The sequence below is a fragment of the Arthrobacter sp. Soil_C_49 genome (genome assembly GCF_057656635.1).
Genome location: NZ_JBDGJZ010000002.1, coordinates 561,622 through 575,347 on the forward strand (window position 1 = coordinate 561,622; position 13,726 = coordinate 575,347).

The 13,726-nt window shown below is 59.0% G+C and carries 12 protein-coding genes; 10 read left to right on the forward strand and 2 right to left on the reverse strand.

Annotation, left to right across the window (positions count from 1 at the left end):
• Positions 1-759 carry a glycosyltransferase family 2 protein gene (locus tag AC3A4Z_RS05935; RefSeq protein ID WP_498710708.1) on the reverse strand — a complete coding sequence of 253 codons (759 nt, stop codon included), beginning with the start codon at positions 757-759 and terminating at the stop codon, positions 1-3.
• A gap of 217 nt (positions 760-976) precedes the next feature.
• On the opposite strand from AC3A4Z_RS05935, the gene AC3A4Z_RS05940 reads away from it, so the two are divergent.
• Genes AC3A4Z_RS05940 through AC3A4Z_RS05965 form a run of 6 tightly spaced genes read left to right on the forward strand, consistent with a single transcriptional unit; the run spans position 977 to position 7,661 of the window.
• A complete protein-coding gene (locus AC3A4Z_RS05940; protein ID WP_493970036.1) occupies positions 977-1,789 on the forward strand; it encodes a glycosyltransferase in 813 nt (270 codons plus the stop codon).
• Positions 1,790-1,793: 4 nt separating this feature from the next.
• The gene (gene rfbB / locus AC3A4Z_RS05945; protein ID WP_498710710.1) at positions 1,794-2,792 is read left to right on the forward strand and encodes a dTDP-glucose 4,6-dehydratase; all 999 of its coding nucleotides are present in this window, start codon (positions 1,794-1,796) and stop codon (positions 2,790-2,792) included.
• Between the two features lie 3 nt (positions 2,793-2,795).
• The gene (locus AC3A4Z_RS05950; RefSeq protein ID WP_498710711.1) at positions 2,796-4,220 is read left to right on the forward strand and encodes a sugar nucleotide-binding protein; all 1,425 of its coding nucleotides are present in this window, start codon (positions 2,796-2,798) and stop codon (positions 4,218-4,220) included.
• Positions 4,221-4,231: 11 nt separating this feature from the next.
• Positions 4,232-5,266 (forward strand): glycosyltransferase, encoded by a 1,035-nt coding sequence (locus tag AC3A4Z_RS05955; protein ID WP_498710713.1) that lies wholly within the window; start codon positions 4,232-4,234, stop codon positions 5,264-5,266.
• Positions 5,267-5,280: 14 nt separating this feature from the next.
• Positions 5,281-6,402, forward strand: coding sequence for a glycosyltransferase (locus AC3A4Z_RS05960; protein WP_493970040.1), 1,122 nt, complete (start codon positions 5,281-5,283; stop codon positions 6,400-6,402).
• Positions 6,403-6,416: 14 nt separating this feature from the next.
• A complete protein-coding gene (locus AC3A4Z_RS05965) occupies positions 6,417-7,661 on the forward strand; it encodes a lipopolysaccharide biosynthesis protein (protein ID WP_498710785.1) in 1,245 nt (414 codons plus the stop codon).
• Between the two features lie 259 nt (positions 7,662-7,920).
• Here AC3A4Z_RS05965 and AC3A4Z_RS05970 read toward each other — a convergent pair whose 3' ends face one another.
• Positions 7,921-9,966, reverse strand: a complete 2,046-nt coding sequence (locus AC3A4Z_RS05970; RefSeq protein ID WP_498710715.1) for a lysozyme — start codon at positions 9,964-9,966, stop codon at positions 7,921-7,923.
• 112 nt (positions 9,967-10,078) lie between these two features.
• On the opposite strand from AC3A4Z_RS05970, the gene AC3A4Z_RS05975 reads away from it, so the two are divergent.
• The 4 genes from AC3A4Z_RS05975 (at position 10,079) to AC3A4Z_RS05990 (ending at position 13,662) form a co-directional block, all read left to right on the forward strand.
• Positions 10,079-10,345 (forward strand): hypothetical protein, encoded by a 267-nt coding sequence (locus tag AC3A4Z_RS05975; RefSeq protein ID WP_498710717.1) that lies wholly within the window; start codon positions 10,079-10,081, stop codon positions 10,343-10,345.
• 301 nt (positions 10,346-10,646) lie between these two features.
• Complete coding sequence (locus AC3A4Z_RS05980) at positions 10,647-11,870, forward strand: TadA family conjugal transfer-associated ATPase (protein WP_498710718.1); 1,224 nt, start codon at positions 10,647-10,649, stop codon at positions 11,868-11,870.
• Entirely contained in the window at positions 11,867-12,724 is an 858-nt protein-coding gene (locus AC3A4Z_RS05985) for a type II secretion system F family protein (protein WP_498710720.1), read from the forward strand. Before AC3A4Z_RS05980 ends, AC3A4Z_RS05985 begins: the two co-directional genes overlap by 4 nt.
• Positions 12,724-13,662, forward strand: a complete 939-nt coding sequence (locus AC3A4Z_RS05990; RefSeq protein WP_498710723.1) for a type II secretion system F family protein — start codon at positions 12,724-12,726, stop codon at positions 13,660-13,662. Before AC3A4Z_RS05985 ends, AC3A4Z_RS05990 begins: the two co-directional genes overlap by 1 nt.
• Positions 13,663-13,726: the final 64 nt, after the last annotated feature.

Sequence of the window (13,726 nt, forward strand, 5' to 3'; positions counted from 1 at the left end):
CTAGACGCCAGTCGCGTGTGGTGAGGGCGGAGTCAGTTGCACCATGTGGGAACGCTTACGGGTGAGGGCAAACAACAGGGCAAACACCGATCTTCCGAGGTATATTGCGGCCTTCGCCGGATTGTGGCTGGGCTTTCCACCCTGCCGGGCACGCATTTCCACAGGCACCTGCGTGACCGTGCACCCGGAGCGGATGGCAACGACGAGGGAGTCAATGGTGTCACCGAGGTACTCGGCCGGGTAGTGGTCGAGATACTGATCCATAGCACGCAGGTTTGCTGCGCGAAAACCGCTCGTCACGTCCGTGAGGCGCGTTTTCGCCAGCCCAGAAATGACTTTTGCCAGCAGCTGCATTGCCCATTTCCTGGGCCCGGTGACTTTGTAGTCGCCGCGGTCTGCAAACCTCGCGCCGATTGATATGTCGGCATGGGCAAGCCCCTCAAGCACTTCGTCAATGCTGCGCGGATCGTGCTGACCGTCCGAGTCCACCTGGATCACTTGGCTGTAGCCGCAACGACGGGCGTACTTAAACCCTGCACGCATAGCCCCGCCAACACCCAGATTGAACGGGAGGTTAAGTACCGTGGCTCCAGCGGCAGCAGCAACGGCGGCGGTGTCATCTGTAGATCCGTCATTAACAACAAGCACGTCGTATCGGGGGTCTGTGTTCAGCACTTCACGGACTGTGTTACCGACGGCTTCCGACTCATTCCAGGCAGGCATGATCACCAGGACGCGCGGATGGGGGGTGGATTCCATGGTGTCCAAACTATATCAACTTCACACTGGTCATCCGGCGACTGCGAGCCACCAGCAGCCCAACGGGGCTCGATTGGAACCGGGAAATGTGGGTTGTGCCGGGGACCGTCACCAGGACAACGCACTCAGGAGCCTAGGCCGTGCGGACTAGGATAGAACGGGCTCTGCACAGTTATTCCGGCGAGCCGATACTACTCCAGCATAACGAAGGAGCAGAGTGGAGACCGATTCCGTTGGCATCCCGGAGCAGGCCAAGAGCAAGGCAGTCCGGGCCAGCGTTTGCCTGGCCAGCTACCGCGGCGGGCGCTATATCAAGGAACAGCTTGAGTCCATCATGAGTCAGATCGGGCCGAATGATGAAGTCGTGATCGTGGACGACGCCTCGCCGGACGATACCGTTCAAAAAATCAGGGCTTTCGACGACGAACGGATCCGCCTTTTAGAGGTACGCGCCAATCAGGGCTATGTAAAGTCATTTGAACAAGCGGTAGTCGCGGCCCGGGGGGAGTACATTCTCCTCGCTGACCAGGACGACGTTTGGCTGCCCGGCAGGCTCCAGTTGATGCTCCGCGCACTCCAGTCATCGAGGGTTGTTGCCTCGAATTTCGACGTGCTGGGGGATGCTGCCCGCCCGAACATTTCCCGTCTCTCCAGCAAAGACAGCCAACGGCACGCAGCGAACATACTCGGCACCCTGGTGGGCTACCGGGCCTACTACGGATGTGCCATGGGCTTCCGCCGCGATGTAGTCCATCTGTTTACACCCGTTCCGAAGTATCTCGTTGAATCGCACGACCTTTGGCTGGCACTCTGCGGCAACGTGGCAGGGTCCATGTGCCACCTGGATGAATCGACCCTGCTCCGCAGGATCCATGAGGGTAACGCCACTCCCAGGAGCTGGCGTTCCCTGTCCGTCATCATCAGGGCCCGCGTTATGCTGCTTCGGTGCCTGGCCCTGGCGTGGCGCCGCGTGCGGCGGGAACAGCACAACGGACCTGAGGAGAAGGCTTTGGCTCAGCCGGTAAGCTGATTGGATGCAGAATCTCCTTGTGACCGGCGGCGCCGGCTTCATTGGCTCGAATTTCGTCCACTACGTCCTGGCAAATACTGATGACCATGTCACTGTTCTGGACAAGTTGACGTATGCCGGCAACCTGGAATCGCTGCGGGGCCTGCCTGAAGACCGCTTTACGTTCGTTCACGGAGACATCGCTGATGCTGCACTGGTGGATGGGCTTGTTGCCGCCACCGACGTGGTGGTTCACTATGCCGCGGAGTCGCACAACGACAACTCACTGCATGATCCCCGCCCGTTCCTGGACACAAACATCATTGGCACGTACACGCTGATTGAGGCGGCCAGGAAACACGGCAAGCGCTTCCATCACATTTCTACCGACGAGGTCTACGGCGACCTTGAGCTCGATGACCCGGAGCGGTTCACTGAACAGACCCCATACAACCCGTCGAGCCCGTACTCCTCGACCAAGGCCGGCTCGGACCTGCTGGTGCGTGCCTGGGTGCGCTCCTTTGGGCTGCAGGCCACCATCAGCAACTGCTCGAACAATTACGGTCCTTACCAGCACGTGGAGAAGTTCATACCCCGCCAGATCACCAACGTGATCGACGGGATCCGCCCGAAGCTTTACGGCAAGGGCGAAAACGTACGCGACTGGATCCATGCGAATGACCATTCGTCCGCGGTTCTGGCGATCATCGCCAAGGGAAAAATTGGTGAGACATACCTGATCGGCGCGGACGGTGAGAAGAACAACAAAGACGTTGTTGAGCTGATCCTCAAGCACATGGGACAGGCTCCGGACGCTTACGACCACGTGGTGGACCGGCCTGGCCACGACTTGCGCTACGCCATCGACTCCACCAAGCTGCGCGACGAGCTTGGGTGGGAGCCCCAGTTCTCCAACTTCGACGAAGGCATCGAAGACACCATCGCCTGGTACCGCGATAACGAGGACTGGTGGCGGCCGCAGAAAGCAGCCACTGAAGCCAAGTACAAGGAACAGGGCCAGTAAGCAATGTCGATTGAGTTCTCCAAAAAGCTGACCGCGCACCCAACTGCCATTCCCGGCGTCGTACTGTACGACCTCCCGGTTCACGGCGATAACCGCGGGTGGTTCAAAGAAAACTGGCAGCGGGAAAAGATGGTTGCCTTGGGCCTGCCGGACTTCCGCCCGGTGCAGAACAACATCTCGTTCAATGAGAAGGCAGGCACTACCCGAGGCATTCACGCTGAGCCGTGGGACAAATTCATCTCCGTTGCCACCGGAAGGATTTTCGGTGCCTGGGTCGACCTGCGCGAAGGGCCATCCTTCGGTTCGGTCTTTACGGCAGAACTGGACCCAAGCCAGGCGATATTTATACCACGTGGTGTTGGCAATGCATTCCAGACGCTGGAAGACAACACGGCATATACATACCTCGTCAACGACCACTGGTCGGCCGACGCCCAAGGGCAATATACGTTCCTCAACCTGGCTGACGAGACGGCGGCAATTGCCTGGCCGGTTCCCCTGGACGAAGCTGAACTTTCTGACAAGGACAGGGCTCACCCGCGCCTCGCGGACGTTGTTCCGATGCCCGGGAAAAAAACTCTTGTTGTCGGGGCTGACGGGCAGTTGGGCAAGGCGCTGCGGACACTGTACGCATCCGACAAGAACGTCGAGTTTGCAGGCCGGGCCGAATTCGACTTGGGCAGTCCGGCCTCTTTTGCGCAGCGGAACTGGAAAAACTATTCCGCCATCGTCAATGCCGCAGCCTATACGGCAGTTGACACGGCTGAGTCTCCTGAAGGCCGCGAAGCTGCCTGGGCCGTCAACGTTGCTGCCGTCTCGGCGCTGGCGAGGACCGCAATTGAGTACGACCTGACGCTGGTGCATGTATCCTCCGATTATGTTTTTGACGGGGTCCAAAAGAGCCACGATGAAACTGAACCTTTCAGCCCGCTGGGCGTATACGGTCAGACCAAGGCTGCCGGCGATGCGGTGGTGTCTGTAGTTCCCAAGCACTACATTGTCCGGACCAGCTGGGTCATCGGTGAAGGGAACAACTTTGTGCGGACCATGGCAAACCTCGCCAGCCGCGGCATCGAGCCCTCCGTGGTAAACGACCAGATCGGCCGTCTCAGCTTCACCGAAGACATCGCAGCAGGAATCCAGCACCTACTGGAGTCTGGCGCAGATTTCGGCACCTACAACCTGAGCAACGATGGCGAGCCCCAGTCATGGGCAGATATCGCCGCCGATGTCTACGAAATTTCGGGGCAGCCAAGGTCGGCCGTCACCGGTGTAAGCAGCGAAGAATATTTCAAAGGCAAGACTGCGGCGCCCCGGCCGCTGAACAGCGTGCTGGACCTGACAAAAGTCAAGAACTCGGGCTTCAAACCCCGGCCTTCCCGGGATGTTCTCGAAACGTACCTCGGCCAGCGGGCGGCCGCGGAATAGCGGCCCGGGCCATGCGCTACGACTCATCGACGTTCGGTGTTATTGCCCTTGCGGCGTACCAGCCGGACTGGGAGCTGTTCAGGACCCAGCTGCGATCCATTCAGAGCCAGACGCACTCGCAGTTCCAATGCCTCATTTCAGCGGACGGAGGTTTTGCTGAAATTCGTGACTTCGTAGACCGGGAGTTCGGCGGAGACGAGCGGTTTCGAGTGCTTGGCTTCGAGGAGAGGCTCGGGTTCTACGGCAACTTTGAACGCGTCCTTCAGCACGTTCCGGCGGAAGCGGCATGGGTCGCCTTGTCTGACCAGGACGATTCCTGGTATCCGTCCAAGCTGGAGGTGCTGCTGCCGCACCTAAATGATGTCAGCCTTGTGGCCGGGCAGGCACGGGTTGTCCGGCTTCCCGCCAATGAGGTTGTTACAGAATCAACCCAGCGTAAGAACGTTGATTTGGGCGCACTCCTTGCCCAGAATCAGGTGACCGGCAGCCTGTGTGTCTTCCAGCGGGATCTCCTGGACCTGGCGCTGCCCTTTCCGCGTTTGAATACCGTCTCCCAGGTACACGACCATTGGCTGGCTGTCTGTGCTAAAGCGACCGGTGGCGCGCTTGTGGTTGACGACGTTGTCCAGGACTACGTCCAGCACGGCGGCAACGTCCTCGGCGAGGTCGGCGGCCGGAAGAGCATCTTCAAGTCAATAGAACATGTGGCAGCCCTGTCCCGTAAGTTCCAGGGAAGCAGCAGCCCCTTCGCCATGCTCCAGACCGCCAATGACCTGAGCTTCGGCTGGCGCCGGGTTATGGCTGATGCACTGCGGGCAAGGGTTGCCCCGGATGCTCCCGGACTTGAGCATGGCCTGGCAGGTTTCGAAACAGGTCACGGCTGGGTTCCTACCTCACGGGCTCTGCTTTCGGGGCTGCGCAGCGGCAGCATTGCCTTGCCATGCTTCATCGAGTTTGTGGCCGGTGCTCCGGTCGAGGTGTTCTCACGCCGCGGAACGCGTCGAGGAAGATCCTCCGGGGCACGGTCAACGCAAGTCTCTAGATAGTTTTCGGGAGTAAAGTGTTTAGCAACAAGCAGGAATCAGAAGTGGTTGTGTCACCGGCCGGCCGTAATCAGGGGTCGAGAATTACCATCGTTCTGCCTGGGTTCAGCAAGTATCCAATTGGTGGCTACAAGGTCGTTTATTCCTACGCCAATTATTTGGCCGGCCAAGGCCATGAAGTCGTTCTCTTGCATGCCTTGCTCCTCAAAGGTGCTCGGCACAAGGTCAAAGACTTCCGTAGACCGATCGCTTCAATCCTTGCAGGCCTCCGCCCGCATAAAAAGCCTGAATGGTTTGCGCTTGACGAACGAATCCAATTCCTCACCCTGCCATTCCTTACCCCGGGCCTGGTCCGCCCTACGGACTACATCGTCGCAACGGAAGTGCAGACTGCAACATTGGTTGCTTCAGTTGCCGAGAAGACCGGAATCCCGGGATCGTATTTCATTCAGCACTACGAAGACTGGTCGGCAGCCCCGGATTTCATCGACTCCACGTGGAAACTTCCACTGAAGAAGATAGTCATCGCGCCGTGGCTGGAAGAGCACATGCATACTCTGGGTGAGGATTGCGATCTTATTCCCAACGGAATTGATCCGATTGAGTTCCCGTCCGGACCGGAGACTGATGCACGGGTGAATGATGTTTGTGCCATGGTGTCAGATGTGCCATGGAAGAGGGCAGATCTCATTGTTCAGGTGCTCAACTCTTTGGGGGAGAAGTACCCAAACTTCCGGGCGGTGACCTTCGGCACCTGTGATCGCCCCGAATCCTTGGGCGACCATGTTCAGCACATTAAGAACCCGTCTAAGGCAGAAATTCGGAATTCATACCAGTCATCGAAGATCTACCTTTGCGCGAGCGATGCCGAGGGCTGGCATCTCCCACCTGCTGAGGCGATGTCCAGCGGTTGCGCTGTGGTGTCGACTGATATTGGTGGCGTCCGGGCGTATGCCGACGGAACAGCGCTTTTCTCACCCGTGGGGGACGCCGAGGCCCTGCGGCTCAATGTCGAGCGACTCATGGATGATGCCGGATTGTGCAGCTCTTTGGCGACCCAAGGAATGGCAGCAATGCGCCAAAACACGCCAACGTTGGCGGCCTCGCGCTTTGAAGCGGCAATCCTGGGCCGAGCGTGACGGCAAAGTTGAGAATGAGAGGATCCCAAAGTTCTCCGCTGCTAAAGAGGCTCGCCGGATTCACCGTAATCCCGCTTGTTGGAACCCTGGCTCCGCTGTTTCTGCTCCCCGTCGCAGCCCGCGTGGGAGGCATCGACGGGTGGTACAGCCTGTCCGTGGGGCAGGCAGTCGGAACCTTCGGCAGCATTGTCATTAGTTACGGCTGGAATACCCTCGGGCCCGCGCTGGTGGCCACGGCAGTGTCGGACTCGGATCGGCGTCAACTGTGGAGCGAATCCTTAAGGGAACGCCTGGTGCTGGCTCTCCTGGTTGTTCCAGTCTGCGCTGTGATTTCCGGGTATCTCGCGGGTCCAGGCTTTGAAACTTTCACCGTGGCAATGGCTGTCGCATTCAGCCTTGGTGGTCTGACTCCTAACTGGTTCTTTATCGGTGCAGGCGACCCGAAGAGTATCGCCTGGTTCGATATGCTGCCAAGGCTCGCTGCGACACTGCTCACCGCACTGGTCATTTTCTTAACCCAGTCCTTGTGGTCCTACCCCATATTGTGGATCCTTGCGACGGCGGCAGGTCTCATTGCCGTGCAGCGCCGCCTTGGACATCCAAGAATATTTAGAGGCTCGAATTGGCGCGATACGTTGGCCGGGCTCCGAAAGAGACTGGGGGTCGCCCTGGTTGACGGACTCGGCGGGGTCTATGTATCGGCCCCGATTCCACTGGCAGGAGCCACGGGGACTACCGCTGAGGCAGGAATTATCGCCTCTGCTGACAAGCTCTACAGATTCGGACTGATCACCGTCACGACCCTGGGGAACACGCTTCAGGCATGGACACTTGACCCTGAAGCACCAAACGCCAGAAAGCGGCAAGTCAGCGCGATTGTTGCTCATACGATTCTGGGTCTTGTTGGCATGGTTGCCCTCGGCAGCCTGGGCGAATTTGCAACTTTGCTGCTCTTTGGTTCCGAGGCCAAGGCGACAGCATCATCCATGTGGTTTTATGGCGGCGCTTTTCTTGCGGTCTCCTGCTCCACTCCGCTCATTAGAAACCTGCTTGTCCCTGCTCTGAAGACACGCTTCGTCCTTATGGGTACTGCCGTAGGGGCCGTCACAGGCGTAATCGCAATGTACTTTCTCGGCCGGTCCGACGGCCCGGACGGGGTTGCCGCCGGCTTCATGCTAAGCGAAGTGGCTCTGCTGATCATTATTAGCCCCCCAGCCATCCGCCAGTTGATTTCTATGCGAAATAGGGACAATCACTAGGTTGATTCTGAGAGGCGGTCGAGGCCCCTCTTCAGGATTCGCGGGGCCGTTTATTCCTTACTGATCAAATGAGGTGTAGGTCAGGTGTCCTGAAGAAGTAGTAAGCGGGATCAGCACCCCGTCGAAAGCATCCTGGTTGACGCGGGGCAACTCAATTCGCAAGATGCCCCTACGCCTGACCCCCAGCCTTGACTGCCTTCGGATTGACAGCCCCGAACGGAGGAGGTCCCTCAAGAAACTCTATAGGCATGCACCGCAACTAATAGGAGATGCTCCTACACCCCAGGCCGGCATTTCCCAAAGTGAACGGAGATGCCGAGATCCCATAGGAGCAGACGTTATAAACGCCTCTTTGAGTAATCGTCTTTGATGTAGTGAAGCCATGGTTTCCCGTAATACCAAGGACTTGGTTCACGTCCGATCGCGTCTGATTTGCAATCGTAGGGATATTTACAGACGTGCCGTCGGGCCCATAGACATAAGTGTGAACGTCTATTGATGTGGCGGGTACATCCGGGTCAAAGGCCCAGCCTTTTGCGGACAGGGTGGTGATGCCGCCTGAAGTCTGGATGCTGACCGAATCCAGGTGGCCAGTCGGGTAGCCAGCAAATCCTGCATCGATAGTCCTGCAACCTAAGCCGGAGTTACCGGCCGAAACCGGACTGAGCGCAATGCCGTACGCGCAAACCGTATGTTTCCCGGGAGCATTGATTGGTATGTCCTGATCATATCCGTGAGTGCCAGATATCCCGAGAACTTGATTAACGTCTGCTCGCGCCGAAGTCGTTGACAGGGCGTGAACCTTGACCGAGCCATCCGGTGCGTGGACGTAGACGTGTACCCCAATTGATGAGGATGTGTCACTATAATCAATTGCCCAGCCCCTCACTGAAAGAGATGCCTGGGTCCGTGACTTTTTGACGCTAACGCTGTCAAGTGTGCCTATCGGTGAGGGCGCGGCCGCCACATTCAGGGTTCTACACCCAAGGTCCTTGCGCAGATATTGGCCAGCTATAGATGTGCAAATTCGATAGTCTCCAGCCTTTTTGATGTCGAAATCGAAATGGTAGCCATGATTCGGACCAACGCCGAGCAAGTGGTCGACGTCAGGCCTCGGATCCGCCGCCTTAGCCGTGACCGACGATTTTGTTCCATCCGGGGAGTAAAGGTCCGTGCGTACTTCAACCGCGGCGGACGGCGTGCTCATATCGACTGCCCAGCCCCTGGCCTGAATTTTGACGGATGTGGCAGTCCTGCGCTCCAGCATCTCGTCAAAGTTGCCCACTGGCGGCTCGGCCCCCGTGACAGTCAGGTTTTTGCACCCAAGGCTGGTATTGGTGAACTTACCAATGGCAAAGGCGCAAACGCCGTATGTTCCGGATTTGCTGACTGGAAGCTGTTGATCAAAGCCATGAAAATCACCGAGACCGGTCACGGTGTTAACGTCGGGTCGAGACGTTGTTGCCGGCAAGTTGTGGATTGTTGTTGCTCCACCGGGATGAGTTACGTAGGCATGCACCTCAGTTGTGGCTCCAGGAAGCGCTTGATCGACCGCCCAGCCCCGCAATCTGATGAACGCCGAGGTATCGTTGCGTTCCGCTACAACAGAATCGAATGAGCCCATTGGCCGTGTCCCGGCGAAGACTTTGAGGGAGTTGTAGTCCCCGTTCCAGACATTGGAGTCACCGGCGAAGGGACCAGTGCTGCTGTACTGCCACATGCTGTAAGTACCCCAGCTGGCCGTGGGGACGGGGCCGGCGTTGTTTGTGGGGGAACTGGGGTAGGCAGCAACCCACAATGGGTAGTCTCCGAAGCCCGCTGGATTGCCAAGGCACTGGTTCCACCAGTTGGTGTTGGTATAGATAACCGGAAGCCTGTCGGTCAATGACCGCATGGTATTGCCGAAGTCCCGCACCCAGGATTGGAGCTGTGCGGGGGACATGTTGTAGCAGGTGTTGCCGAAATAGAAGCCGTTGATGGTCCGGCCCTCGTACGGGTTGAATTCAAAGTCCAGCACGGGAGGCATCGTGTACCCATCCGCGGTCCAGCCGCCACCGTTCTGCACAAAGTAACGGGCCTGATCCGCTCCTGAGGACCAGTTGGGGATGGCAAAGTGATATGCGCCCCGGATCATGCCGACATTGCGTGAACCCTGGTACTGGGAGCTGTACGAAGGGTTTGTGTAGTAGTTGCCTTCGGTAGCTTTCACATAGGCAAACCGGGCGCCCATGTTCCACTGCTGCTGCCAGTCGACGCTGGGCTGGTGACCGCTGACGTCCAATCCCTGGACACCGAACGTGGGCATCCACGTGCCTTCGGTGGACAGCGACTCGGTAGTGAGCCGCCGCAGGGAACCGGACGGCGATGAGGCCGTGACCCGAGCGGAACGCTGTCCCATTTCTGCTCCACCAACGCCAATGGCTTCCGCCATCGACTGCGTAGCCTCTGTGGAAGGCTGGCCGGACGGCGTATCCGCTGGAGCGGCCTCTGCAGGCGAAGGAGACGTCGAAGGAACCGCCGGTGCAGGCGCCACAGTCTCCGTTGTGGCACCTGCTGTCGAAGAAGCTGTCGGCGCCGGAGCAGGTTCGACGGCGGACGCAACGCCAACCAAGCCCGGACCGGCTATGAGCGAGGCAGCCAGGAGCAATATTCCCAAGGTCTGCAGGGTGGGGCGACGGGACTGAGACAGGTTCCGCTTCATTTTTGCTCCGGAAACAATGTGGCACTCCGGCGAGCGCTCATTTGGTTGCTGCCGAGATTTTTCCCCCAGGGACGTCACTCGGCAGGTGATATTCGACAATTAACGCGCTCACCATAGCACTGCTGTTACCAAGGGAACCAGTGGTTCTTGTGTTACTGATGTGATAGGGGTAGCAACTGTTATCAACAGGCTTCTCGATATGACTTGGCAGCGTCTACCACGCTCCTTAGGCTTTAGCCAGTTGCACTGCCTCCGCCGGGGGCGGCAGTTGTATTGGGGAACTTATGGACGCGCTGGCAATTGTCGAGGACGAAGTCCGCGAGCTCATCCGTCGTCGGGGGCTTGATCCACTGCACCAGGCCGGAGAAGTACGCCGCCTCGTTGAGGCAGCGGTAACCGACTACGACGAACGTGCCCTGATGGGGCCGCTGCCGCCCATCGGACCACTGGACGCCGCCCGGAAGTTCCTCTTTGACGCGGTCGCCGGATTCGGCGTGCTGCAGCCGCTGCTGGACGATCCAACCATCGAAGAGGTCTGGATCAACGCACCCAACGAAATCTACGTCGCCAGGAACGGCGAATCGGAGCTCACCTCACTCAGCCTGACCGAGCAGCAGGTGCGGGATCTGGTGGAGCGCATGCTGAAAAGTTCCGGCCGCCGGCTGGACATGTCATCACCGTTTGTCGATGCTGCCCTGCCCGACGGGTCGAGGCTCCACGTGGTCATCCCCGACGTGACGCGCAGGCACTGGGCGGTCAATATCAGGAAGTTCGTGGTCAAAGCGAGCAGGCTTGAGCATCTGGTCGAGCTTGGCACACTGACGCCCCAGTCCGCCCGCTTCCTTGGAGCTGCGGTTTCCAGCGGGCTCAACATCCTCGTCTCCGGGGCGACGCAGGCGGGCAAAACGACCATGCTGAACTGCCTGGCAGCGAGCATCGGGAGCCGGGAACGGGTGATCACGGTGGAAGAGATTTTCGAGTTACAGTTTCCGCTCAGGGACGTCGTCGGCCTGCAGTGCCGCCAGCCGAACCTTGAAGGCGAGGGTGAAATTCCACTGCGCCGGCTGGTCAAGGAAGCGCTCCGGATGCGACCCGACCGACTAGTGGTCGGCGAAGTCAGGGAAGCCGAAAGCCTCGACATGCTGATTGCTTTAAATTCAGGGCTTCCGGGGATGTGCACCGTCCATGCGAACTCGGCCCATGACGCCGTTACAAAGATCTGCACGCTACCCCTGTTGGCGGGGGAGAACATATCCTCCGCCTTCGTAGTTCCCACCGTCGCGTCATGCATTGACCTCGTGGTGCACTGCAGCCGCCGGGCGGACGGACGCCGGGAAGTTACCGAAATCCTTTCCCTGGGCCGTCGCGTGGAGAACGGCATCATCGAATCATCTCCGGTGTTCACCATGGTGGAAGGCATGCTGAAGCCACGTGCCAACTCCATGCCCGCGCAGGAGAAGTTTTCCAGGGCAGGATATGACGTCGCCGCGCTGCTGGATGCGCGATGATGTCCGCGCTTCTTGGAATAACGGCGGGCACAGGGTTCTTCCTGATCTGGTGGTCCTGCTGGTTGTCACCGAAACGGGCAGTTCCTAAAGAAAAGGCCAGCCGGCTCGCAGATCTCCTGGCCGGCGCCGGCGTCGAGAAAGTGTCTCCAACCGGCCTTCTTGGAATGTGCATCGGCCTTGGACTTTTCGTCGCCTTGATCTTTTTCGCAGTCACCCGCTCCTGGCCGATCTCATCTTGCTTCGGGCTTTTCGGGGCCTGGCTCCCGGTCACCGTCCTGCACTGGAAAGCAAAGAGGAGAAGCGCATTGCTGCGGACGCTCTGGCCGGACGTCGTAGACCACCTGCGTTCAGCCATCCGCGCCGGATTGCCCCTGCCCGAAGCTCTGATCCAGCTGGGTGACAAAGGACCCGAAGAGCTCCGGCACGTCTTCCGCGATTTCGGAGCCGACTACCGGGCGGGCGGCCAATTCGAAGCATCGCTCAACCAGCTCAAGCACAGGCTGGCTGACCCCGTTGCAGACCGGATTGTCGAAGCCCTCCGCCTGACAAGGGAAGTTGGCGGCTCAGACCTTGGGAAACTCCTCGGGACACTGGCGGAGTTTCTGCGGGAAAATGCCCGGACACGGAGCGAATTGGAAGCACGGCAGTCCTGGACCATAAACGCCGCACGGCTCGCCGTCGCCGCACCATGGATCGTCATGATGCTGCTGGCAACAAGACCGGAGGCAGTGCAGGCTTACAACACGCCAGTGGGCGCCGGCGTCCTGCTTGGCGGCCTGGTCGTCTCCCTCGTCTGCTACTCGATCATGCTGAGGATTGGTGCCCTGCCACAGGACGAAAGGGTACTTAGGTGATGGAGATTTCACCTCCCGCTGTTGTGTGCGGAGTGTTGATGGGCATCGGGCTGTGGCTCGTCATCTTCCGTTCCCCCTTTATGCGCGCCGTCACGCTCTCACAGCGGATCGAACCGCAGCTGAAATCGCAAAACCTCGAATCAAGGTTGCTCCGCAGCGGGGAGCAGAATGTCACGCCTTTTGGTCCCCTGGAAAGAATCCTTCGCCCCCTGCTGCGCGACGGTCTGGCTGCCCTCGGCAGACTGAATCCCGCGTCGAAAGCTACCGCCCGAAGATTGGCGCAGGCCGGAATCAATAAGTCAACAGTCGATTTCAGGGCAGAACAACTCCTCTGGGCAGTGGCGGGGTTCGCCGTCTCAATTGCCTTCATCGTTCTCGCCGCAGCCTCCGGCAGATTCAACCCCTTGCTTGCCGCAACGGCCGTCTTGGGCAGCGCCATCGGCGGCTTTATGTTCCGCGACTACTGGCTGGGCGTTCAGATCAAGCGCAGGGAATCGAGGATGATGGCAGAATTCCCCAGCCTTGCCGAACTAATGGCGCTGGCAGTAAGCGCAGGGGAGAGCGCTACTGGCGCTTTGGACCGGGTCTGCCGCAGCGCCAAAGGCGAGCTCACCAGGGAATTCACCAAGGTACTTGCGGAAACCAGGGCAGGCAAACCACTGGTCCAGGCACTCCAGGAGTTCTCAGCACGGACAGACCTCGCGCCTCTCGTCCGGTTCGTGGACGGCATCGTTGTTGCGGTTGAGCGAGGCACTCCCTTGGCCGACGTGCTCCGTGCACAGGCCCAGGATGTCCGGGATACGGCCAAGCGCGACCTGATGGAGTCTGCGGGGAAAAAAGAAATCGCCATGATGGTGCCGCTCGTATTCGGAGTGCTGCCCTTGACCGTGGTTTTCGCGGTCTTCCCCGGCATCGCTGCGATCAACCTCGGCTTTTGAGACAACGACAAACATTGACTAAGAAGAACTAACGGTGGAAACAGAAGCAGGAATAGGACGGAAA